Source organism: Bifidobacterium biavatii DSM 23969 (genome assembly GCF_000741165.1).
Classification (GTDB): Bacteria; Actinomycetota; Actinomycetes; order Actinomycetales; family Bifidobacteriaceae; genus Bifidobacterium; species Bifidobacterium biavatii.
In genome coordinates this window covers 323,452-344,735 of record NZ_JGYN01000030.1, presented here as the reverse complement: position 1 = coordinate 344,735, position 21,284 = coordinate 323,452, and the positions used below count along the sequence as shown (strand labels likewise).

Here is a 21,284-nt window from a genome sequence, read left to right as displayed (position 1 = left end):
CGTTCGCGTCGCGTGCGCTTGTTCGCGCGGCAACTTGCGCCAAACCCCGCAGAACATAGGGGGTGCGGCGTAGACTGGGGGCGTTGGAGCAGAGACGCCCCCTGCGCGCGGGGCGAATGCGAAAGAGTGAAGCAAGGGAACGATGAAGACTACTATGACCGACGCTCGGGCCGGCAAATGCAGCGTCAGACGCAGTGCATGGAGCTTGACGCGCGCTGCATGACCGGCATCGTCGCCATGATCTGCTCGCTGGCACTGGCGTTCGGCAGCTGCCTGCTGACGATGATGCCGTTGACCGCGGCCGCCGATGAACTGTCCGAAACCGGCTCGATTACGACCGTGTACAAGAACGGCGATACGCCGGTCGCCGGCGTCGACGTGAACGTGTATCACGTTGCCGACTGGGGAGAGAAAGCGTTCGCGCCTACCGCCGATTTCAAGGATGCTGCGGTCGACTGGAACGTGTTCAACGCTTCCGCCGACACGTATCGCAAGCTTGCGGAGACGCTGTCCGTGTACATCGATCAGCAGAACATTGCCGCGGATCCCACCGGCGTCACGGGGGTGGCTGGAACGGCGTCATTCTCCGGTCTCGCTAAGGGCCTGTACCTGATCGTGTTTGGCAAGTACGACGACGGTACGCTCACCTGCCGCGCCGCGGCTTCGCTGATCTCGCTGCCCGCTGCCGTCAACAGCAACGACGGCGGTGCATCGCAGACGATGGACGTCACCATGTACGCGAAGACCGAATGCTCAACCACGCCGACCCCGCCGACCGAAACCGTGAAGAAGAAGGTCGTCAAGGTCTGGAAGAACGATTCCGACAAGGTGCGTCCGTCGAAGATCGTCGTGCAGCTGCTGCAGGACGGCAAGGTGTACGCCGAGGCCGAACTGAACGAGGAGAACGGCTGGGCGCACGAATGGACCGAGCTGCCGGCCGGTTACGATTGGCAGGTCGTCGAGAAGGCCGTGCCGGACGACTACACGGTGCTGATCGATCGCGAGAACGACGTGCTGACGATCACGAACACGTACACGCCGCCGAGCACGCCGCCCGAAACCCCGCCGACCACTCCGCCGACGACGCCTCCGACCAATACGCCGCCGACCAACACTCCGCCGACGAGCACGACGACCACCAACAAGCCGCCGATCGGCAACACCGGCGCCGCCATCATCCTGCCGGCCGTCGTCGCTACCGCGCTTGTGTCGGTCGCGATCATCATCCTCATGCGCCGCCGCAGCCGCTGACCGTTCCATTCGCACGGTCCTCCGTTCCCGCGGGCGCATCGTTGACGGCCTGCCGCGTGGTATGTCGGATGGATTCTCTCCGATGTGCCACGCTGACGCGGTCTCCAGCGAGGTATTTCCACGAAGGTCTATCCGATTTGCCACGCTAAGCATTCTGAGCGTGGTGAATCGGATAGGCCTTCGTTGTTTTGCTTCGCGGAGGGGTCTTCCAGCGTAGCAGTTTGGCGAAGGGCTGCTCATGTTGCCGCGCTGGGGATGCTTGGCATGGCAAATCGGATAGATCTTCGTCACCTTGCCTCGCTGAGAGGACTCCTCGCGGGGCAAGGCGGTGATGGTCTGTCCGTTTTGCCGCGCGAATCATGAGGATCGATTCGGGGCTGAACGCAATACGCGCGCAATGCACCCTGCAATGCGGAACGCAGGGACTTTTGACACTCTCGAACCGGTTCGATACAATGGACTGGCCGTTTGGGGGAGACCAAGGAACGGCACTGAGACCAGTCAATAGAAGGAGGTCCCATGAAGAACAAGGTCCAACTCATCACCTACGCCGATCGCCTTGGCGACGGCACCATCAAGTCGCTCACCGACATTCTGCGCACCCGTTTCCAGGGAGTGTACGAAGGCGTGCACATCCTGCCATTCTTCACCCCGTTCGACGGCGCCGACGCCGGCTTCGACCCGATCGACCACACGCAAGTCGACCCGCGCCTTGGCGACTGGGATGACATCGCCGAACTCGCCAAGACCCACGACATCATGGTCGACACGATCGTCAACCACATGAGCTGGGAATCCAAGCAGTTCCAAGACGTCATGAAGAACGGCGAAAACAGCCCGTACTACCGCATGTTCCTCACCATGAGCACCGTGTTCCCCGACGGTGCCACCGAAGAACAGCTTGCCGGCATCTACCGTCCGCGCCCGGGCCTGCCGTTCACCCACTACACGTGGGCCGGCAAGACGCGCCTCGTGTGGACCACGTTCACGCCGCAGCAGGTCGACATCGACACCGATTCCAAAGAAGGCTGGGACTACCTGCTGTCCATCCTCGACCACCTGTCCGAGAGCCACGTCAAGTCCATCCGACTCGACGCGGTCGGCTACGGTGCCAAGGATAACCATTCCAGCTGTTTCATGACCCCGAAGTCCTTCCAGCTCATCGAACGCATCAAGCAGGAAGGCGAGAGCCGCGGCCTCGAAACGCTCATTGAAGTCCACTCGTACTACAAGAAGCAGGTCGAAATCGCTCACAAGGTCGACCGCGTGTACGACTTCGCCCTGCCGCCGCTGCTCCTGCATTCGATCTTCACCGGCCGCACCGATGCGCTCGCCCACTGGGTCGACGTGCGTCCGAACAACGCCGTCACCGTGCTCGACACGCACGACGGCATCGGCGTGATCGACATCGGCTCCGACCAGCTCGACCGTTCGCTCAAGGGACTCGTGCCCGACGACGACGTCGACAATCTCGTCAACACGATCCACCAGAACACGCACGGCGAATCGCAGGCAGCGACCGGCGCGGCCGCATCCAACCTCGACCTCTATCAGGTCAACAGCACGTACTACTCCGCGCTCGGCCGCAACGACCAGCACTACATCGCCACGCGCGCCGTCCAGTTCTTCCTGCCCGGCGTGCCGCAGGTGTACTACGTTGGTGCGCTCGCCGGCGCGAACGACATGGACCTGCTGCACCGCACGAACGTGGGCCGCGACATCAATCGCCACTATTATTCGACCGCCGAGGTCGACGAGCAGCTCAAACGTCCGGTCGTGCAGTCGCTCAACGCGCTGTGCCGTTTCCGCAACGAACTGCCCGCGTTCGACGGCGAGTTCACGTACGCGGCCGACGGTGATCGTGCGCTGACGATGACGTGGACGCTGACCGGCGACGACGGCGCGGTCGCGTCGCGCGCCGAGCTCGTGTTCGAGCCGGCTCGCGGCGGCGTCGGCGCGGACGTCGACGCGTCGATCGTCACGCTGCGCTGGACGGACGCCGCCGGCGAGCACGAAACCGACGATCTGATCGCGAACCCGCCGGTCGCGGCCTGACGGTCCCCGTAACGGCGGCGATTCGCAGCTCGCCTCGTCCCGAGCGGATTGCGGATCGTCGACCGGTCCGGCGCGCCTGCTCGCACCGATCGCAACGTGGCCGGGATGACCTGACGAGAGCGCTCCGGCGCTGGTCATCCCGGCCGTTTTCCGTTCTTTTAGTCTTGGCTCCCCTTGCCAGGGGAGCTGTCGGCGAAGCCGACTGAGGGGTAGTTGCACCCATTGCCTTAATACAAGTACGGCATCCAATCGGTGTGCCCGGACGGCACATGCACAAGTGAAGGCTAGGATTGACGTATGTCTGATGAATCTCGCAACGGCCGATCGGGCCAGTCGAATCAATCAACCATGACCAAAGTGTTCGACCAGGACAACATGTTCTTCCGCTTCATGGGCGTGGTGTTCGACCTGATCCAGCTCAACCTGCTCACGCTGCTGTGCTGCCTGCCGATCGTGACCGCGGGCGCGTCGCTCACCGCCATGCACACCGTGTTGTGGCGCATGATCCGCCATGAGGAAACGTACATTTCCCGCCAGTTCTTCGCGTCGTTCAAACGGAATTTCAAGCAGGCGACGGCCGTGTGGGCGGTGCTGCTGCTCGCGATCGTCGTGATGACGGTCGACGTGTTCGTCACGCTGCAGATGCCGTCCGGACAGCGCCGCATGATGTTCGCGTTTCTTGCGCTCGTCGGCGTGCTGCTCGTCGGGTTCGCGCAATGGTATTTCCCGATGCTGTCGCGCTACGAGAATACGGTCGGCGGTCATGCGAAGAACGCCGCGTCGCTCGCCGTCGGCTGTTTCCCGCGCACGTTGTGCGAGATCGTGATCCTGGTCGTGTTCGCGCTCGCCTACATGCAGTGGTTCGTGTACGTGATCCCGTTCATCATCATTCTCGGCATCACCTTGCCCGAATACTGCTGCGCCTGGCTCTACAACCCCGTCTTCCAGCGTCTCGACGGCGAAGTCGACGCCAAATACCGCCCCATCCGGCGCGACTGAGGGAACCTGTATTTGCGGAATGCGTTATGAGGCTGCTGCGTCGTTACGGAATCGGCCTACGGTCGATGCAGTATTGCCGACGGTGGCTGTACAGCCGCCGCACCACATTCCCGCGATAGCATGGGAGTCACAGGAGCTCCCTCTGATGAGGGAGCTGTCGAGCGCAGCGAGACTGAGGGAGAGACGCGGCGCGAACGCGCCGCCAACAGCACAGTATCGGCCGCAGGCCGATTCCGATAACGTGCGTTGACGATGCGGGACGCGTTACATCAGGCCACGAAAATCGTGGCGGAGCCGGCGGGGACGGTGAGGGTGCCGTTGGTCCACGTGGCGGAGGCCGCGTTGGCGGGGGAGTGGCTCACGACGTGCAGAACCGCGCCCGGGGCCGATTCCAGCGGGCAGGTCGCGTCCGTGCCGGACGGGTTGATCGCGACGACGATGCGCTCGCCGGCGGCTGCTGTGATGGTGTCGGCGTCTGCGGCACCGTCCGGATTGTCGGCGGCTGCGGTGCCAGCTGCGCAGCCCGCAGCCTGCGCCGTGCGCTCGTAGACGAGCGGATAGGCGTGGTCTTCGACGTACAGGAATCGCACGTCGCTGTCGGCCTGCAGCGCGGGGTGCGCGTGACGCAGCGCGATCAGCGATCGCACGGTTTCCAGCAGCGACGACGGATCGCCGGTCTGCGCGGCCACGTTCGGGCGCGCGGCAGCGGTGCCGACTCGCGTTGCGGCAGCTGCGACGGCGTCGGACGTGGCGTTGGACGTGGCTGCGGTCGCGCTGGTTCCGCCCGCGGTTGCGACCGAGCCGGCGTTCTCGGACGAACCAGCGTTCTCGGTCGAAACGGCACTCGTATCGCCGTCCCGCAGCCGCGCGGCGATGCGCTCGCCGGTGTCGGCGAGATCGGCGTGATCGGTGCCGTCGTCGAGCGGCAGGTACAGGTCGCCGCGGCGGGCGGCGGAGAATCCGGCGTTGGTCGAATCGTCCCACTGCATCGGCGTGCGCGCGCCAGTGCGCTCGTATCCACCCTCCTTCGAACGCAGGCCGTGCACGTACGCCATGCCGATCTCGTCGCCGTAGTACACGAACGGGCAGCCGGGCATCGTCATCAGGAACGCGAACGCGAGCTTCATCTCGTCGGGCGTGAGGGTGTCGCGCATGCGAACCATGTCATGGTTGCCGGACGGGATGCAGATGTATCCCTTGCCGGCCGTACCGTCAGCCATCGCGCGGTACGCGTCGACGAACTCGCGCACGTTACCAGTGCCGGCAGCTGCCGCAGCCGCGGAAAACCAAGGATTCTCGCGGAACAGGTCGAGATAGTGCGAGGGGCCGAAGTGCAGCAGGAAGTCCATGTCGAATCCGGCGTGCAGCGCCTCCTGCGGGTTACCCCATTCGGAGACGAGCACCGCGTCCGGGTGCGTCCGGTCAAGATGCTCACGTATGCGCCTCCACAGCAGCGACGTCCATTGGTGGTCGGGGGTGTCCTCCTTGACGAGGCTGGCGGCCATGTCCACGCGGAATCCGTCGCAGCCGAGGCCGAGCCAGAAGTCCATGATGTCCTCGAGCAGCAGCCGGCCGCCTTCCGCCTCGGGCGAGTCGGCGGCGAACTGCCAGTCTTCGGTCACGGTGCCGAAGCCGTAGTTGAGGCACACCTGTGTGGAGAAGCAGTTGACAGCGGCCGCGTCGGGGCGTTCCGCGATGCCGCCCATGAAGCCGCGGATCGACTGATACGGCGAGTTGAGGTCGGGGGACTGGGTCATCGGCCGCCAGATGTACCGGTCGGTCCACGCGTTGCGCTCGTCCTTGCATGATTCAGCGAACCACGGGTTGTCGACGGCCGTGTGCCCGGGCACGAGGTCGAGCAGCACGCGGATGCCGCGGCGGTGCGCTTCGTCGAACAGGTTGCGCAGGTCCGCGTTGCTGCCGTAGCGTGCGGCCGTCTTGTAGTAGTCGCGCACGTCGTAACCGGCGTCGTAGAACGACGAGTCGAAGCACGGGTTGATCCAGATCGCGTTGCAGCCGAGGTTCGCGATATGGTCGAGTCTGCTGACGATGCCGGCGAAGTCGCCGATGCCGTCCGCGTTCGAGTCCTGGAACGACTGCGGATAGACCTCGTAAAACACGGCGTCCTTGAGCCATTCGTGGCGCATGATGATCTCCTTTAATCTGTGTTGACCGGATGGTGGTGTCCGTGGTTCCCAATTGGTAACTACTGGCAATGGTACTGCGTGCCGGGGCCGTGCGCCGCGCTCGGTCGCGCGCGGCGGAGCGGCCGTCCTGCCGCGGTGAGTGTCAAATAACCGTCAAATAACCGTCAAATAAAAAATCGTTGGAAAATCAACGTTTTTGCGGTTCGGAGGCATTTTTGCCGGGTTACTCGTCAAATAAAATCGTCAAATAAACTCCCGTTCTGTGCAGTGCGACGGTCCGCTGGTGCCGGTGCCGGCACCGTGCGGAACTGTGGATATCAGACCCATGCCGGCACGTACTCCATTTTCTTGCGCGGCGCGTTGGGATCGACCGGTTTGATCAACTCGGCGTTCACGGCTTCGCGAATCAGCCTCGAGATCTGGGAAGAATACGAGTCGTCGAGTCCGAATCGCGCGCGCAGGGACGCATTGGTGAGGCTAGCCCCGTCCGCAAACTGTATGCATGCGTGCCAGTAGCACGAATCCATGCGTTCACTGACGCTGAGTTGCGCGTACGGGCGGTATTGGACGAGCCGCACCATGATGCTCGGACTGTCCCCGTCCGACTGCTGTATTTCTGGAGAGGGGAGCTGCGCGGTTTCGCACGCGTCGATGATTTTGTCCCAGCCGGATCCGGCTTCTTCGCACATGTGCAGTCTGCGTGCGAGCGTGGCGAGCTTGGGGTTGCGCGCCGCTGGCGGATCGTTGACGAGACGCTTGATGCTGATCAGCGAGTTGCCCGGATTGGAGAATTCTACGCGATTGTCGAAGATCTCGATCAGCGGTCCTGCACCTCGTATGGTGAGGTCCTGATGGATGAGCATGTTGCCGAGCAATTCGCGTACCGCGATGGGCGGATACGCGAATTGGGTGATGCGCAGCGCCCGCCCGATGGTTTCGCTTTCCGGTAGCCATGGCTGGAGGAATGAGACGATGGAATCCATGTCGGCGTAGCCGTGCTGATAAGTTTGCGTACGGGACGGCGACGATCGGCGGATGCCGTCGTATTTGATCACGCGAAGAGCCTTGCGGCTGACCGTGGGATATTGCTGCATGTCCTCGGCGAACAGCAATGCGCCCAGATTGGTGATGGCGTACTGTCCGCTGTCCAGCATGTTCACCAGGTGATCGGTTTCCAGATAGCGCAGGATCGATTCCTGAGTGGAGGGCATCGGCGTATTGGTCTGCGTAAAGTACGTCTTCCACTGCAGCTGGGCGAGTACTTCGTCGGCGGTCAGCCAGGGGAGTGCGATTTGCTCTTCGAACGATTCCGATTTGGTGACTTCCCACAGTCGGCGTTCCCTCTGCGAGTTCTTTGCCAGCGGCTGCGTGGACGTTCCCGATCGTACGTATTCGGTGCCGTCGAACGATACGGGATAGCCTGTCGCCGGCCAAATGCGTAGGATCACGAGGTTTTTGCCGTCAAGGTCGAGCGGAATGAACCGGAATTCCGTGTTCTTGGACAGCTTGAGCCTGAGCCAGAGTTCCAGCTCCTGTCCCTTGTGTTTTTCCGCCAGAGGGTTGAATGCGGTGCCGATGATGTCGTGCGTGCGATCGTCGACGCCCCAGAGCATGTAGGCGTAGTCCGTGCCTTCCATGGCCGCCGCATTGGCGAGGGCTGAGATGTCCTTGCCGATCATGAAGGCATCGTTGTTGGATTCCTTGAACTCGATCGTCTGAGACTCGGTAGGGCGGGCGATGAGATTGCGGACGAGTTGGATGAAGTCTTCGGGCACGGTCTCTCCGTTTGTGTGCGTTGCTGTTTCGTAAGGAGTGGCGAAGCGGTATTTCCTCGTGACCACTTTAGGCGGAAGTCGCGGCAATCGTCAAATAACCGTCAAATAACCGTCAAATAAAAAATCGTTGGAAAATCAACGTTTTTACGATTTGTAGACGTTTGCGCCGGGTTACTCGTCAAATAAAATCAGGCGCGCTCTGCTGGACGGGGCGGCTGAGCAACAGTAGACCGGCCGAGTCGGCTACCCGATGCAGACCTTGCGCAAGTAAGGGAAAATCTGTTCCGATGGAGCACCGTCATCGGTCAAATGACGCGTGTGACAGAACTCCTGAGTCCTGGTAACTAATGTAATTGAGTCCTGGCAACTAATGTAATTCTGCTGGAATTACATTAGTTTGATGCAGAAATTACATTAGTTGGTCGAGCTGGCTGACGATGCCGTGCGTTCGGGCTTGGCGGAAACGTGCGGTGTGTGGCGGAACGCACGTTTCCGCCACACACCGGATCGTCACTTGCCGCGGTCCGCTGCCTAGCGCAGTCCGACGGCGAGCGAGATGTTGGACAGCGTCGCCGATCCGTCGGTGACGTAGAAGCCGATCGCGTCGCCGTGATGCTCGCAGACGCGCGTGTTGAGCGCGACGTCGTTGACATACAACGTGGCGACGGTGTCGTCGACGATGAGCCGCAGATGGTACGTCTCGCCGGCGTTGAGCGCGATCGGGCGCTCCAGTCCGATATTCATGAACGAGAACCAGATGTAGTTCGGGTTCTTTTCGGAGATGAAGCGGTTCTCGGCCACCGGGAAGTGGAACTGGTAGGACTCCTTGGTGGTGGCGTTCTCATAGAAGCGGATGCCGAAGTTGCGCGTGCCGGCGGCGAACGTCACGTCCGCTTCGAGCGAGAACAGGCGTCCGTCGTTATTGGACGGGTTGCTGGACGGATTGACGGACGGGTCGACGGTGGCGATGATCCGCTCCTCACGGCCGTCCGCGGTCAGCGCGCAGTCGTCGATCGGCTGTCGTTCGGCGAAGGCGGCCCACAGCGTGTCCGGCGTCTTGACGCCGAGCGATCCGTCTTCGTGCTGGATGATCTCGTGTGGCACGAACGTGCCGGCCCATTCGAAGTTCTTGCGGTCGTCGTTGTCTTCGCGCGTGCCGACCCAGCCGAACAGGATGCGGTGGCCGTTGAGCTCGAACGTGCGCCCCGCGTAGTAGTCGCTGCCGTCGAACGCATCGTCGGCGGGTGCGGTCCACGGGCCTTCGAGGCTGCGGGACATGCGGTAAACCATCTTCTTCTTGTCGCTGTATTCGGTGACGATGTGGTACCACCAGTCGCCCATGCGGAACAGGTCGGGCATTTCGTGCATGGTGTAGATGTTCGGAGTCCAGAAGTCGCCTTGGAATTCCCAATGTTCGAGGTCGGTGGAGGTGAACCAGACGGTGCAGCCGGTTTGTTCCTCCTTGGGGCCGGCTTTGCGCGTGCCGAGCACGAGCACGTACCGGTTGTGCTCGTCATCGCGGATGATCCATGGGTCGCGCCATTCGTCCGGATCGTACCCGGGCTGCGGCGGCAGTTCGACCTTATCGCCGGTTTTCTCCCAGTGGTACAGGTCGTCGCTGACCGCGTGCAGGAGCACCTGCGCGGCTTTGCCTTGGGCGGAGTAGTCGCGGTTGTAACCGGTGTAGAAGATGTGGTAGCGGCCTTCGCCTTCGAATACGGAGCCGGCGAAGATGAATTGGTCCTGCGCGTCGTAGTCGCCGCGGGGGATGGCCACGCCGTGATCCTCGTAGGTCACGAAGTCTTTGGTGGTGGCCAGATCCCAGCCAAACGGTTCGCCGAACGGCCCGGGATTGCGATTGTCGCGCTGGTGGAACAGGAAGTAGGTGTCGTCCTTGCCGAACGGCATGCAGTCGCCGAACCAGGTGCCGGGGAACTGATAGTACAACGTGTTCATTGGGTCAATCTCTCCTTTGCAATTGTGCTGTGCCGGTTGGGTTGGAGCGTTTCGGGCCGTGCCGATGCGTTCGTCCGACTGCCGTGCGACTCGTCAATCGTTTGACGTCTGTCTGTGCTCATTGTAGTTGCCGGATGGTACGTAAGCGATGGCAGGTGCGTCGTGATGGCGTGGCGCGGGCGTGATGCCGATGCGTCCGGCGCATGTGATGCGCTACGGTACGGGTTCGGCGGACTTGGCGCGTTCGATATGTGCGATGAGCGCGTCGCGTCCGGCAGCCGCGTCCGGTGGGCGCGGTGCGTTTGACGGGGTGTGATGTGTGTTTCGGCGTGTCGCGGTGGCGATGGTCGGGCGCGAGGCGGGGTGACGACGGATGTGTGTGGTGCTGCTACGACGGATTTTCGTTGCAAGACTGTAGTTGTGAGCGTTCACTGGATTTTCGTTGGAATGATGCGGTTTTACGTGTAGCACACGGTATCGAACGGCGTGTCGAACAGCGTGTCGAACCGGTTCGACACGCCGGGGCGTCAATGGTTTGACGAACCGGTTCGACGGCGTTATATTAGACGCAGTTCTTCTCGAACCGGTTCGATTCGAGGGGACGGGGAAAAGGTTCAACGGAAGACACAGTGGGTGTTCCGGGGAATTGTTTGCCCGAATAACACCTTCGCGAGCAAGGTTGCCGCGAACAGTGGAAGGAAAGGAAAGACAATGGCACATTCGTGGATGAAGCTCGGCGCCGCCGCTACCGCCGCCGTCCTGTCCCTGAGCATGCTGGGCGCCTGCGGCAGCAGCACCAACAGCAATGCGACCACTATCACTCTCTTCAACTCCAAGGTCGAGATCGAGGACCAGATGGAGGAGATGGCCAAGCAGTATTCCAAGGAAAAGGGCGTCAACCTCAAGGTCTACTACTCCAACGACACCGTCGCCGCCCACCTCGCCACCAAGTACGCTTCCAAGCAGCCGTACACCATTTCCATGGTGGACGATAAGGACATCTACTCCCTCGCCAAGGAGCACGCCGTCGACCTGTCCGACGAGGACTGGGTCAAGGACACCGACTACGCGCTGTCCGTGGACGGCAAGGTCTACGGCTTCCCGACCACCGTCGAGGCCCGCGGCCTGATCTACAACGCCGACGCCATCAAGAAGTACACCGGCAAGGACTTCGATCCCTCCACCGTCAAGACCACCGACGACCTGAAGGCCATCATCAAGGAGCTTAAGGCCGGCGGCATGGAATCCCCGGTCGGCGTGCTCAAGGAAGACTGGTCCCTGGCTGGTCACTACCTGCCGCAGGTCTATGAGGAGCAGACCGACGTCGACGCTTTCGTCGACACCCTGCTGAAGGGCACTGCCGATCTGCAGAACAACGAGAAGTGGAACTCCCTGATGGACACCTTCGATGTCCTCAAGGACAACAACTACGCCAAGTCCTCCGCTGTCTCCGCAGAGCGCGAGGTCACCGAGCAGAAGCTGGCCGAAGGCGAGATCGCCTTCATGTTCGGCGGCAACTGGGATTGGTCCGTGCTCAACCAGTACGACTACTCCGAGAACATGGGCATGATGCCGGTTCCGCAGAACATGGATGACGGCGCGAACGAGAAGCTCGTCGGCGGCGGTTCCAAGTTCATGTTCATCGATTCTTCCGACCAGACCACCGACGCCCAGCGCGAAGCTGCCAAGGACTTCCTGAACTGGCTCGCCAACGACGAGGAAGGCCAGAAGTTCATCGTTGATGACTGCTCGCTCGTCTCCCCGTTCAAGACCAACACCCTCGAGGTCAAGGATCCGCTGAGCAAGTCCGTCAAGCAGTACGCCGACGATGGCAACCTGATCCCGAACTACAGCCACCTGCCCGATGACCACTACTCCGTCCTCGGCGCCGAGATGCAGAAGTACCTCGCCGATCAGGAGGACCGCGACGCCCTCGCCACGAACATCCAGACCTACTGGAAGACCGCGACGCTCTCGGGCGCAACTGCCTGATCCGTTTCCCTCCGGAAACATCCCATAACCACTGTCAACACAGATTGAGGGCACCGCACCGTAGCGGTGCCCTCAATCACCGGACATGAATGGAATTGTTATGAAACAGAGCAAGTTTTCATACAAGTTAGGGCAGTTCCTGATGTTCGCCGGCCCGGCTGGAATCCTCTTCTGCGCCGTCGTCGTGCTGCCGTTCATCTATGGCATCTACCTGACCTTCACCAGCTGGGACGGCGTCGCCACCGAGAAGCCGTTCGTCGGTCTCAGCAACTATCAGCAGGCGTTCACCGATGCCGCATACTGGGCCGCACTGGGGCGGACCGTTGTCTACTCGGTCATTTCCGTCGTGCTCGTCAACATCGTCGCCTTCCTGCTCGCCTACGCGGTGACCAGCGGCATCAAGGGCCAGAACTTCTTCCGCGCCGGCTTCTTCATCCCGAACCTGATCGGCGGCATCGTCCTCGGCTACATCTGGAAGTTCGTTTTCAACCGCGCGTTCGTCTCCATCGGCGACCTGATCACCGGTTCCAAGCCTGACTCGCTGCTCGGTAGTCCAAGCGGCGCGATGTTCGCCCTCATCCTCGTGTCGGTCTGGCAGTACGCCGGCTACATGATGCTGATCTACGTGGCAGGCTTCATGAGCGTTGACCAGAGCCTCAAGGAAGCCGCGATGATCGACGGCTGCAACTCCACCCAGGCTATGTGGCACGTCATCGTCCCGCTCATGCGTTCCTCCTTCGTGCAGTGCATCTTCCTGAGCACCACCCGCTGCTTCATGGTGTACGATCTGAACCTCTCCCTCACCAAGGGCGAGCCGTTCAACCAGTCGGTGCTCGCCGCAATGCACGTCTACAACCAGGCATTCGTCTACAAGAACTACGGCACCGGCCAGGCCGAGGCGCTGATCCTGTTCGTCATCTGCGCCATCATCGGTGTGCTGCAGGTGTACGTTGGCAAGAAGGGTGAGGTGGCAGCATAATGGAAACCGCACAGCAAAGCACCCGCACCAAGGTCGTCCACGCCATCGTGCTGGTGGTGCTGGTCATCGCCCTGATCGCATTCATCTTCCCGTTCCTGCTGGTGGTCATCAACGTCTTCAAGGAGAAGGCGGACATCAACACCGCCCCGCTCGCCCTGATCGGCAAGCGAGGGTTCACGCTGGACAACTTCCCGGATGCCATGGAGAAGATGAACTTCTGGACGGTGTTCGGTAACTCCGCGATCATCACCATCTCCGCCACGCTGCTCACCGTGCTCGTCTCCGCGATGGCCGCGTACGTGATCGTGCGCAACCCTTCGTGGAAGGCCTGCTCGATCTTCTTTGCCGCGATGGTGGCCTCCATGGTCATCCCGTTCCAGGTCCTCATGGTCCCGCTGGTCTCCGTCTACGGCGGCCTGCTGGGCGTCCTGAACCACCGCCTCACGCTGATCCTCATGCACGTCGGCTTCTCCGTTTCGCTGGCCGCGTTCATGTTCCACGGCGCGATCAAGACCAACGTTCCGGTCGAACTCGAAGAGGCCGCCGGCATGGATGGCTGCTCGACGTGGCGCACCTTCTGGACCATCGTGTTCCCGCTGCTCAAGCCGACGATCGCGACCATCACGATCATCGACGCGATGGCCTTCTGGAACGACTACCTCCTGCCGTCCCTGGTCCTCGGCGAGCGTGAGCTGTACACGATCCCGATCGCCACGCAGATCTTCTACGGCACCTACTCCAACGACATCGGCCTGATCATGGCGGCCCTGCTGCTCGCCATGCTCCCGATCCTCATCATGTACCTGTTCCTCCAGCGCTTCATCGTCGAGGGTGTCACCTCCGGCGCCGTTAAGGGCTGAGTCAGATACGGATCCCGCACTCGCAATGCCCGCTGTCATCCGTCCCCCGGTGGCGGCGGGCATTGCTATACCTGCTCCCGTTCGGGAGTCAACAATCACAGACGAAAGGAACCGCCAGATGAGCTGGGATGCAACCGCACTCGAATCGCTCGGCCACGCGCAGCGCTACGAAAGCCGCGCGATCACCGCGGAGAACCGCACCGGAGCCAAGGGCAACGGCGGCAAGGCGGCCAGTCCGCTCGGCGTCTCGCGCAAGGGATCCCCCTGCCTGCAGAACGTGGCCAGCGGCGAAACCGTCACGCTCGCCGACATCGAAGGCCACGGCGCGATCACGCACATCTGGTTCACCGTCGACGAGAAAACTAGCGAATCTGACTGCTTTGTACTACGTGACCTCGTGCTGCGCATGTACTGGGACGACGAGGACACCCCCAGCGTGGAAGTGCCGCTAGGCGACTTCTTCTGCTGCGGCTTCGCCCGCGCCTGCCTCGTCAACTCGGCTCCCGTGGCCGTGGTGCCGAACCGCGGATTCAACTGCTACTGGAAGATGCCGTTCCGCTCGCACGCGCGCATCACCCTCGAAAACCAGCACGCGAACCCGATCCCGGCGCTCTTCTACCAGATTGACTACCGGCTCGACGACGATCCGCCAGCGGACGATCTCGCCCACTTCCATGCACAGTGGCGGCGCCAGCCTATCACCGAACTCGGGCACGACTACGTGGTGCTTGACGGGGTGAAGGGCCGTGGTCACTACGTCGGCACCTATCTGGCGCTTTCCACGCTGGAACGGTACTGGTGGGGCGAAGGCGAGATGAAGTTCTACATCGACGGCGACGACGAGTATCCGACGATCTGTGGCACCGGCACCGAAGACTACTTCGGCGGCTCGTGGAGCTTCGCGCACCAAGAGAATGGCCGAACCGTAGAACAGACATACTGCACGCCGTACCTCGGCTATCCGTACTATTCGCGGCACGACGAGCTCATCCACAACGACTACCACAACGACGACGTTCCGCCACAGCGCGGATTCTACCGTTGGCACATTCCCGACCCGATCACGTTCCGGCACGATCTCAAGGTCACGCTGCAGCAGATCGGCGTAGGTTACCGCGGCCTGTTCGAACGCCGCGACGACGTGACGACCGTTGCCTACTGGTATCAGGTTGAGCCGCACGCCCCGTTCCCCGCGCTGCCCGCCGCTCCGGCCCGTTGGCCCAGGTAGGTGGGACAGCGAGATTCCGACTCATGAAAGGCACGCTCAATGGTTGGTATGCGCGATGTGGCTAAGCAAGCCGGTGTATCCCTGAGCACGGTGTCTTTGGTGGTTAATGATGCCGGCTACGTGTCCGAAGGCAAGCGCGAGCGGGTTGTCGAGGCAATGCGGTTGCTCAACTACGTTCCCAACGAACTCGCTCGCAACCTGTACCGGGATCGTACGAACACGATCGGCGTGATCGTGCCGACGATCCGTCACCCATTCTTCGCAACGTTCACGTCCGTCCTGCAACGCGAATTTTCCGCGCGCGGCCTGCGCACGATGCTGTGCTCGACCGAGGACTCGGACAAAGGCGAATCCGAATACGTCGATATGCTGCGCCGGCACATGATGGACGGCATCGTCATGTCCTCGCACACGATGCATCCGGTCGACTACTGGACGTCGATCAGCCGGCCGATCGTCGCTTTCGACCGCTACCTCGGTCCGGGCATTCCGCTGGTCGGATCCGATCACGAGAGCGGAGGCCACATGGTCGCCGATCTGCTGATCCGCTCCGGCGCGCGGCATGTCGCGATGATCGGCGGCCTGCGCTCGCAGTTCCATGATCTTGCGATGCGAGGCGCGCCGGGAACAGGAGAACGTGACACCACGTTCCCGACCGCATGCTATTACCTGACGCTGGAACAGGATCTGCGCGCAGCCGGCGTGCGTTACGACTACGTCGAGGCCGGCGGAGTCGGCGATTTTGAGGGATACGCGATTGCTGTGCACAATGCGCTCGAATGGTTCGGCAATGATCACGCTGTTGATGCCGGATGTTTCGACGATGACGATGCGGTCGATGCGATCGTCAGTTCGGATATCGGCGCGTCCTATGCCGTGCAGGCTGCGTTGCGCTGCGGACTGCGCGTGCCGGATGACGTGCAGATCATCGCGTATGACGGCACGTATTTGACCGGTACGGCGGGCGTGCGTCTGACTGCGGTAAGGCAGGATTTCAACGCCATTGCTACGGCCGTCGTCGCCCGCATGATCGCCCTGATCGAAGGCGAAGACGCGCCATCCGAGTCTTCCGCCGAAGACGCCGCGCCGCAACCCGTCGATCTCATCCCGGTGTCCCTGCACCTCGGCGACTCCACTCGCTAAATGCGAAGAACTAGTACTTTGTCGGACTTAATGTGATGGGTTCTGACTACCCCTCAGTCACTTCGTGACAGCTCCCCTGACAAGGGGGGAGCTAAGGAAAAAGGAATGCAGCAATATAAGCCCGACAAAGTACTAGATAAAGGAGTTGAACGACGGGACGGTTTCTTTGGGAATATGAGGTGTTCATATGCCTTGTATTCCAACCTTTGTCGTCTTCTACGCTGCACTCGTCGGAATCTAGAAACCCCTAAAATCGACACTCGTCGGAATTTAAGAACCCCCAAAATCGGCACTCGTCGCGATTTTGGGGGTTGCTGGCAAGGGTGCACCGCCACGCGTGCATCACTGACGCCGCGGCGGAAGGGAATCACCCGACGAGGGGGAGCATGACGCGCTCGTGCAGTTCGTGGCGGACGGTGGTTTCCCAGCCGTCGCCCTCCGGGCACTGGATTGCGACGACCAGACCCTGCTCCGGAAGGACGGTCGTGATCTGGCCGTACGCGCCGTCGGCGCGGTACGCGCGCGGATACGGCGACATCCACCACTGGTAGCCGTAGCCGTTCGACCAGCCGTCGTCGTCCGTGCGGATTGGGGTGTCGATCTGCCTGACCGTCGCCTGCGCGATCCACTCGGGATCGACGATCCGCGTGCCGGTCGGCGCCCACACGCCGTCGTTCAGGAACACCTGGCCGAGCTTCATCATCTCGGTCAGTCGCATTTCGATGCTGCTGCCGCCGAGCGGATGGCCCTGCGGGTCGTTCTCCCACACCGGCCAGCCCTGGCCGAGCGGCTCGAACACGTGCCGCCACAGGTATTCGCCCATGCGCATGCCCACGGCCTGCTCGAGCATGCGGCCCGCCAGATACGAGTCGGCCGACGAATAGCAGAAGCCCGAACCCGGGTCGACCTGCACCGGCTTGCTCAGCATGTACTGCAGATAGTTCGGGCAGCCCTCGCCTTCGCGACGGCCGCGGATCATCAGAAACGCGCCGTTGAAGCCGCTCGACATCGTCAGCAGGTCGCGCAGCGTGATCTCGCCCAGCCGCGGATCCGCGTCGGCTGGCAGCTCGCCAGCGAACGAATCAGCCAGACGATCGTCCAACGAAAGAAGACCCTCGCCGATCGCGATGCCGACGGCGGTAGACATGTAGCTCTTCGTGTGCGAGTAGATGCAGCGCGGCTTGTCTGCGACGAAATGATGCTCCGCGATGACGCGGGATTCGTCGCCGACCGCGATCGCCTCGATCGGCAGGTCGCGATCCTGCGCGTAACGCACGAAATCATCGATAAGGACGGTAACGGATTGATCGGTCATGACCAGTGCTCCTTACAAGACGAACCGCGGCAGGCGCGCCATTGCGTGACCGAAGCGGCATCGTCGCATAAAACGATTGACGTCATATGTACTCTATCACGGCGGCGCCACGCAACATCACGACAACGTCACGGCGGCCACGCGGCTTCGCGGCTATCCCGCACGACACGCAACGGTTGAAACAACGCGCGGCAGGCATCACCGCAGACGTCATCGCAAACATCACACAGGCGTCGGCGCGGGCATCATCGCAAACGGCCTGACTGCGTCGCGCGCGCACGCGACCGCCCCGGCCGCGCGGGACACGCACGGAGCTGCGCCGATACCTCGCTAATATGGGAAGCGATTACGGGAAACGGTACATCCCGACAACGAATCCGACGCGGTTCCGGCGGTATTGCGAGCGGCGATTGGAGCATGTTCGATCCGGACACAAAAGGAGTGCACGATGGTAGGAATGCGCGACGTGGCCAAACAGGCCGGCGTTTCGCTGAGCACGGTATCGCTGGTGGTCAACAAGAACGGATACGTCTCCGACGACATGCGCGAACGCGTCGAAGACGCCATGAAAACGCTCAACTACATCCCCAACGAACTCGCCCGCAACCTGTACCGCGGCCGCACCAACCTCGTCGGCGTGATCGTGCCGACCGTCCGGCACCCGTTCTTCTCTGCCATGACCGCGGCCATCCAGGGCGCACTCGCCAAACGCGGGCTGCGCACCATGCTGTGCTCCACCGTCGACGCCGACCAAAGCGAAACCGACTGCGTCGACATGCTGCGCCGGCACATGATGGACGGTCTCATCATGGCCGCGCACACCGCGCACGAACCGATCTACTGGACGTCCATCGGCCGGCCCATCGTCGCCTTTGACCGCTACCTCGGCGCCGGCATCCCGTCCGTCGGCTCCGACCACGACAGCGGCGGCCATCTCGTCGCCGAACGCCTCATCGCCACCGGTGCCAAGCACGTCGTCTCCATCGGCGGCCCGCGCTCGCAGTTCATCGACTACGGCGGTGGCATGGGCACCACGTTCCCGACCGTCCGCCTGCACGCCGCGCTTGAAGGCCTGCTTAACGAGGCCGGCATTCGCTATGACTACGTTGAAGCTGGCGAGGTCGCGAACCTCGAGCACCAGCGCGACGTCGCGCTGCACGTGATCGACGAATACCCGGACGCGGACGCGTTCGTCGGCTCCGACTACATCACTGCGTACGTTGTCCAAGAAGCGCTGCGACAGGGCCGGCGCATCCCCGACGACCTGCAGATCGTTGCGTACGATGGCACCGGTATGGCCGACGCGGCCGGCATACGACTCACCTGCGTGCGGCAGGACTTCGACGCGCTCGCCGAACAGATCGTCACGCGGCTGATCCAGGCGTGCGAAACGGCCGACGGCAAGCTCGACGCAGACCACGTTGGCGTGATCGACATGGGCCACGACGAGACCGCATCGCCGCACGACGTGGCCGAGGCGATGGACCTCGTGCCAGTCTCCTTCCACCAGGGCGAAAGCACGAGGCGGTGACCCTTCCCCAATTCCGGGCTTCGCAGTATTCTTGAGACGTGAAGTGAGCCGCCCGGAACGCGCTGATGCCAGTGCGTCCCGGGCGGTTTCTGTTGCCTTCAGGAAGAAACAGAAGAAAGAAGAAGCCATGACTGACGACAACGAGCAGGAGAACCTGCCCAAGCCGCCGCCGCTGCCCGGTCAGATCTACATCCGCCCCGGCATCGACGACCGCCCCGACCTCGACAAGGCCCTCACCCCGGAAGACAAGTCCGCCATCGCGCGCCTCGCCGTGCACATCGAACGCGAGCAGCCCTCCGATTCGGCTGAACGCGCCGAAACGCAGGCCGTGCGCATGAGCGACGCCGGCTCCCCGGCCGTCGCCACCGCCGTGCCGCCCACGCCCATCGCCGACGCGTCTAGCGCGTTCCTCGACATGCGCGACCCGATGGTCGCCGCCGACGGCACCAAGCCCGACAAGGCGCAGATCAAGCGCCTCAACGCCGGCTTCACGCTCGCCGCCGTGCTGCGCACCCTGCCGTGGGCCATGCTCAACATGGTCGCCCTGCCCGCGATCATCGACCGCCTGTTCGGCAATCCGCTCCACGCCGGCCACGTCACGCAGATGAGCGTCGAGGCGGCACGCGTCGCCGGCGCTGCGCCCGCCCCGTGGCTGGCGCTCGTCGTCATCGTCGGTGCAATCGTTGGACTGGTTGCCAACGTGGTCGTCGGCGTCATGTCGGACCACACGCGCACGCCGCACGGCCGCCGCACGCCGTGGATCATCGCCGGCGGCCTGCTCAGCGCACTGTTCACGCTGCCGCTCGGCGCACTCGGCAACGTCGGCGCGATCCTGTTCTTCTGGATCCTGCTGCAGATCACGTACGCGATGCTGGCCGCGCCGCTCGCCGCCGCGTTCGGCGAACGCTACCCGGACAAGTTCCGCGAGCACGCGATGCGCTGGCGCGGTATCGGCCTCATGCTCGGCCAGCTGCTCGGCGTGGCGCTGGGCGCGGGCGGACTCGTGCTCGGCGGCGAGCTGCCGTTCGCCGCGACCGCCGTCGTATTCGTGCTGGCCGCCGTCGTGCCGGTGCTCGTGTGGCCGAAGGAGCCGTCCAGCGAGTGGATCGCCAACGTCAAGTACAGCACGGAGCCTGCGTTTGCGCAGATGAAGCTGCCGTCCGGCGACGACAACGCCTCGTTCCGTCGCGCGTACGTCGCTCGCATTTTCATGATGGCCGGCGTCGGCGTGATGACCGTGTTCCAGTGGCTGATCGTGCGCCACTACGTGCTCGCCGAATGGTATCTGGACGCGCGTTCGGCCGCCCAGTCGTCGCCGCAGATCTGGGCGACGTGCATCGCGATGCTCATGATCGCGGTCGGCGCGGCCGTCGGCGCGGCGTGCGCGGCCGGTTGCGCGGGGCGGTTCGGCGAATGGTGCGAAGTGAAGAACGTGCCTAGCCGCGTCGTCGTGATCGCGGCGTGCGTTGTGTACGCGGCGGCGATCGTGCTGCCGGTCGCGCTCGCGCTGTTCCTGTCGACGCCGGTGATCGACGCCGGACTGTTCGTGTACGGCATCGTGTCCGGATTCGCGTTCGGCCTGTACGACGTGTTCAACCAGGACGTCGTCGCCGCGACGATCCCCGACCCGCGCGACAACGCGCGCTACCTGAACGCGTTCAACGTGGCGAGCGTGATCGGCACGGTCGTCGCCGGCTGCCTCGGCGTCGTCGCGGTGCTCTCGCTCGGCTACATCGCGCTGCTCGTCGCCGCAATCGTCGTCGTGCTGGTCGGCGCCGCGCTCACGCCGAAGGACTGATCTCGGTCCGCCGATCGGGGTTCACATAGTGAACACCCGCTGGTCGCGACGAGACGCCGGCTCCTATGGTGTGGCATCAGTCGAGCACCAAGCTCGGCGGAAACGTTCGATACCGAAAGGAGGTTCGCCACGATGACTGGATACACTGCAACGACTGAGTCCGCACTCCGCGCTCTGCTGTCCGCACGAATTATTATTCCGTCTTCGTTGGCGGACTGATTCGGCAATGCAGCTTGAACCCCGCCAACGAAGGCA

Annotated in this window: 14 protein-coding genes; 10 read left to right on the top strand and 4 right to left on the bottom strand. The window is 62.7% G+C overall.

From position 1 onward, the window contains the following. The first annotated feature begins 126 nt into the window (after window positions 1-126). The 3 genes from BBIA_RS10800 to BBIA_RS10790 all read left to right on the top strand — a co-directional run bounded on the left by BBIA_RS10800 (window position 127) and on the right by BBIA_RS10790 (window position 4,305). Complete coding sequence (locus BBIA_RS10800; protein WP_156103694.1) at window positions 127-1,251, top strand: Cna B-type domain-containing protein; 1,125 nt, start codon at window positions 127-129, stop codon at window positions 1,249-1,251. A 519-nt stretch (window positions 1,252-1,770) separates the two neighbouring features. Then, on the top strand, window positions 1,771-3,306 hold the full coding sequence (gtfA, locus tag BBIA_RS10795; RefSeq protein WP_033492736.1) for a sucrose phosphorylase: 1,536 nt from the start codon (window positions 1,771-1,773) through the stop codon (window positions 3,304-3,306). Window positions 3,307-3,603: 297 nt separating this feature from the next. Next, window positions 3,604-4,305 carry a YesL family protein gene (locus BBIA_RS10790; protein WP_238548503.1) on the top strand — a complete coding sequence of 234 codons (702 nt, stop codon included), beginning with the start codon at window positions 3,604-3,606 and terminating at the stop codon, window positions 4,303-4,305. Window positions 4,306-4,574: 269 nt separating this feature from the next. Here BBIA_RS10790 and BBIA_RS10785 read toward each other — a convergent pair whose 3' ends face one another. The 3 genes from BBIA_RS10785 to BBIA_RS10775 form a co-directional block, all read right to left on the bottom strand. Further along, window positions 4,575-6,452 carry an alpha-amylase family glycosyl hydrolase gene (locus tag BBIA_RS10785; protein ID WP_238548502.1) on the bottom strand — a complete coding sequence of 626 codons (1,878 nt, stop codon included), beginning with the start codon at window positions 6,450-6,452 and terminating at the stop codon, window positions 4,575-4,577. Window positions 6,453-6,769: 317 nt separating this feature from the next. After that, complete coding sequence (locus tag BBIA_RS10780; RefSeq protein WP_033492732.1) at window positions 6,770-8,227, bottom strand: ATP-binding protein; 1,458 nt, start codon at window positions 8,225-8,227, stop codon at window positions 6,770-6,772. Between the two features lie 531 nt (window positions 8,228-8,758). Beyond that, a complete protein-coding gene (locus BBIA_RS10775) occupies window positions 8,759-10,183 on the bottom strand; it encodes a glycoside hydrolase family 32 protein (RefSeq protein ID WP_033492730.1) in 1,425 nt (474 codons plus the stop codon). A 711-nt stretch (window positions 10,184-10,894) separates the two neighbouring features. Here BBIA_RS10775 and BBIA_RS10770 point away from each other — a divergent pair. From BBIA_RS10770 to BBIA_RS10750, 5 genes are all read left to right on the top strand, one after another. Continuing rightward, a complete protein-coding gene (locus BBIA_RS10770) occupies window positions 10,895-12,175 on the top strand; it encodes an ABC transporter substrate-binding protein (protein ID WP_033492728.1) in 1,281 nt (426 codons plus the stop codon). A gap of 100 nt (window positions 12,176-12,275) precedes the next feature. Beyond that, window positions 12,276-13,154, top strand: a complete 879-nt coding sequence (locus BBIA_RS10765) for a carbohydrate ABC transporter permease (protein ID WP_033492727.1) — start codon at window positions 12,276-12,278, stop codon at window positions 13,152-13,154. Next, on the top strand, window positions 13,154-14,014 hold the full coding sequence (locus tag BBIA_RS10760) for a carbohydrate ABC transporter permease (protein ID WP_033492725.1): 861 nt from the start codon (window positions 13,154-13,156) through the stop codon (window positions 14,012-14,014). The genes BBIA_RS10765 and BBIA_RS10760 overlap by 1 nt, the downstream gene beginning before the upstream one ends. A 118-nt stretch (window positions 14,015-14,132) precedes the next feature. After that, entirely contained in the window at window positions 14,133-15,242 is a 1,110-nt protein-coding gene (locus BBIA_RS10755) for a glycoside hydrolase family 172 protein (protein WP_033492723.1), read from the top strand. Window positions 15,243-15,281: 39 nt separating this feature from the next. Further along, entirely contained in the window at window positions 15,282-16,385 is a 1,104-nt protein-coding gene (locus BBIA_RS10750; protein WP_033492720.1) for a LacI family DNA-binding transcriptional regulator, read from the top strand. A 367-nt stretch (window positions 16,386-16,752) separates the two neighbouring features. Here the strand turns inward: BBIA_RS10750 and BBIA_RS10745 are convergent, their stop codons facing one another. Next, the gene (locus BBIA_RS10745) at window positions 16,753-17,700 is read right to left on the bottom strand and encodes a serine hydrolase domain-containing protein (protein WP_033492718.1); all 948 of its coding nucleotides are present in this window, start codon (window positions 17,698-17,700) and stop codon (window positions 16,753-16,755) included. A 448-nt stretch (window positions 17,701-18,148) separates the two neighbouring features. Here BBIA_RS10745 and BBIA_RS10740 point away from each other — a divergent pair, with 448 nt between their 5' ends. Both BBIA_RS10740 and BBIA_RS10735 read left to right on the top strand, forming a co-directional pair. Then, window positions 18,149-19,231 carry a LacI family DNA-binding transcriptional regulator gene (locus tag BBIA_RS10740; RefSeq protein ID WP_033492716.1) on the top strand — a complete coding sequence of 361 codons (1,083 nt, stop codon included), beginning with the start codon at window positions 18,149-18,151 and terminating at the stop codon, window positions 19,229-19,231. Window positions 19,232-19,358: 127 nt separating this feature from the next. Beyond that, on the top strand, window positions 19,359-21,029 hold the full coding sequence (locus BBIA_RS10735; protein ID WP_033492714.1) for an MFS transporter: 1,671 nt from the start codon (window positions 19,359-19,361) through the stop codon (window positions 21,027-21,029). Window positions 21,030-21,284: the final 255 nt, after the last annotated feature.

What these genes read in the sequence shown, in the direction of transcription:
- BBIA_RS10785 (WP_238548502.1), bottom strand. Translation starts at nt 6,452, where the DNA reads ATGCGCCACGAATGGCTCAAGGACGCCGTGTTTTACGAGGTCTATCCG.
- BBIA_RS10755 (WP_033492723.1), top strand. Translation starts at nt 14,133, where the DNA reads ATGAGCTGGGATGCAACCGCACTCGAATCGCTCGGCCACGCGCAGCGC.
- BBIA_RS10765 (WP_033492727.1), top strand. Translation starts at nt 12,276, where the DNA reads ATGAAACAGAGCAAGTTTTCATACAAGTTAGGGCAGTTCCTGATGTTC.
- BBIA_RS10735 (WP_033492714.1), top strand. Translation starts at nt 19,359, where the DNA reads ATGACTGACGACAACGAGCAGGAGAACCTGCCCAAGCCGCCGCCGCTG.
- gtfA (WP_033492736.1), top strand. Translation starts at nt 1,771, where the DNA reads ATGAAGAACAAGGTCCAACTCATCACCTACGCCGATCGCCTTGGCGAC.
- BBIA_RS10745 (WP_033492718.1), bottom strand. Translation starts at nt 17,700, where the DNA reads ATGACCGATCAATCCGTTACCGTCCTTATCGATGATTTCGTGCGTTAC.
- BBIA_RS10740 (WP_033492716.1), top strand. Translation starts at nt 18,149, where the DNA reads ATGGTAGGAATGCGCGACGTGGCCAAACAGGCCGGCGTTTCGCTGAGC.
- BBIA_RS10770 (WP_033492728.1), top strand. Translation starts at nt 10,895, where the DNA reads ATGGCACATTCGTGGATGAAGCTCGGCGCCGCCGCTACCGCCGCCGTC.
- BBIA_RS10760 (WP_033492725.1), top strand. Translation starts at nt 13,154, where the DNA reads ATGGAAACCGCACAGCAAAGCACCCGCACCAAGGTCGTCCACGCCATC.
- BBIA_RS10775 (WP_033492730.1), bottom strand. Translation starts at nt 10,183, where the DNA reads ATGAACACGTTGTACTATCAGTTCCCCGGCACCTGGTTCGGCGACTGC.
- BBIA_RS10750 (WP_033492720.1), top strand. Translation starts at nt 15,282, where the DNA reads ATGGTTGGTATGCGCGATGTGGCTAAGCAAGCCGGTGTATCCCTGAGC.
- BBIA_RS10790 (WP_238548503.1), top strand. Translation starts at nt 3,604, where the DNA reads ATGTCTGATGAATCTCGCAACGGCCGATCGGGCCAGTCGAATCAATCA.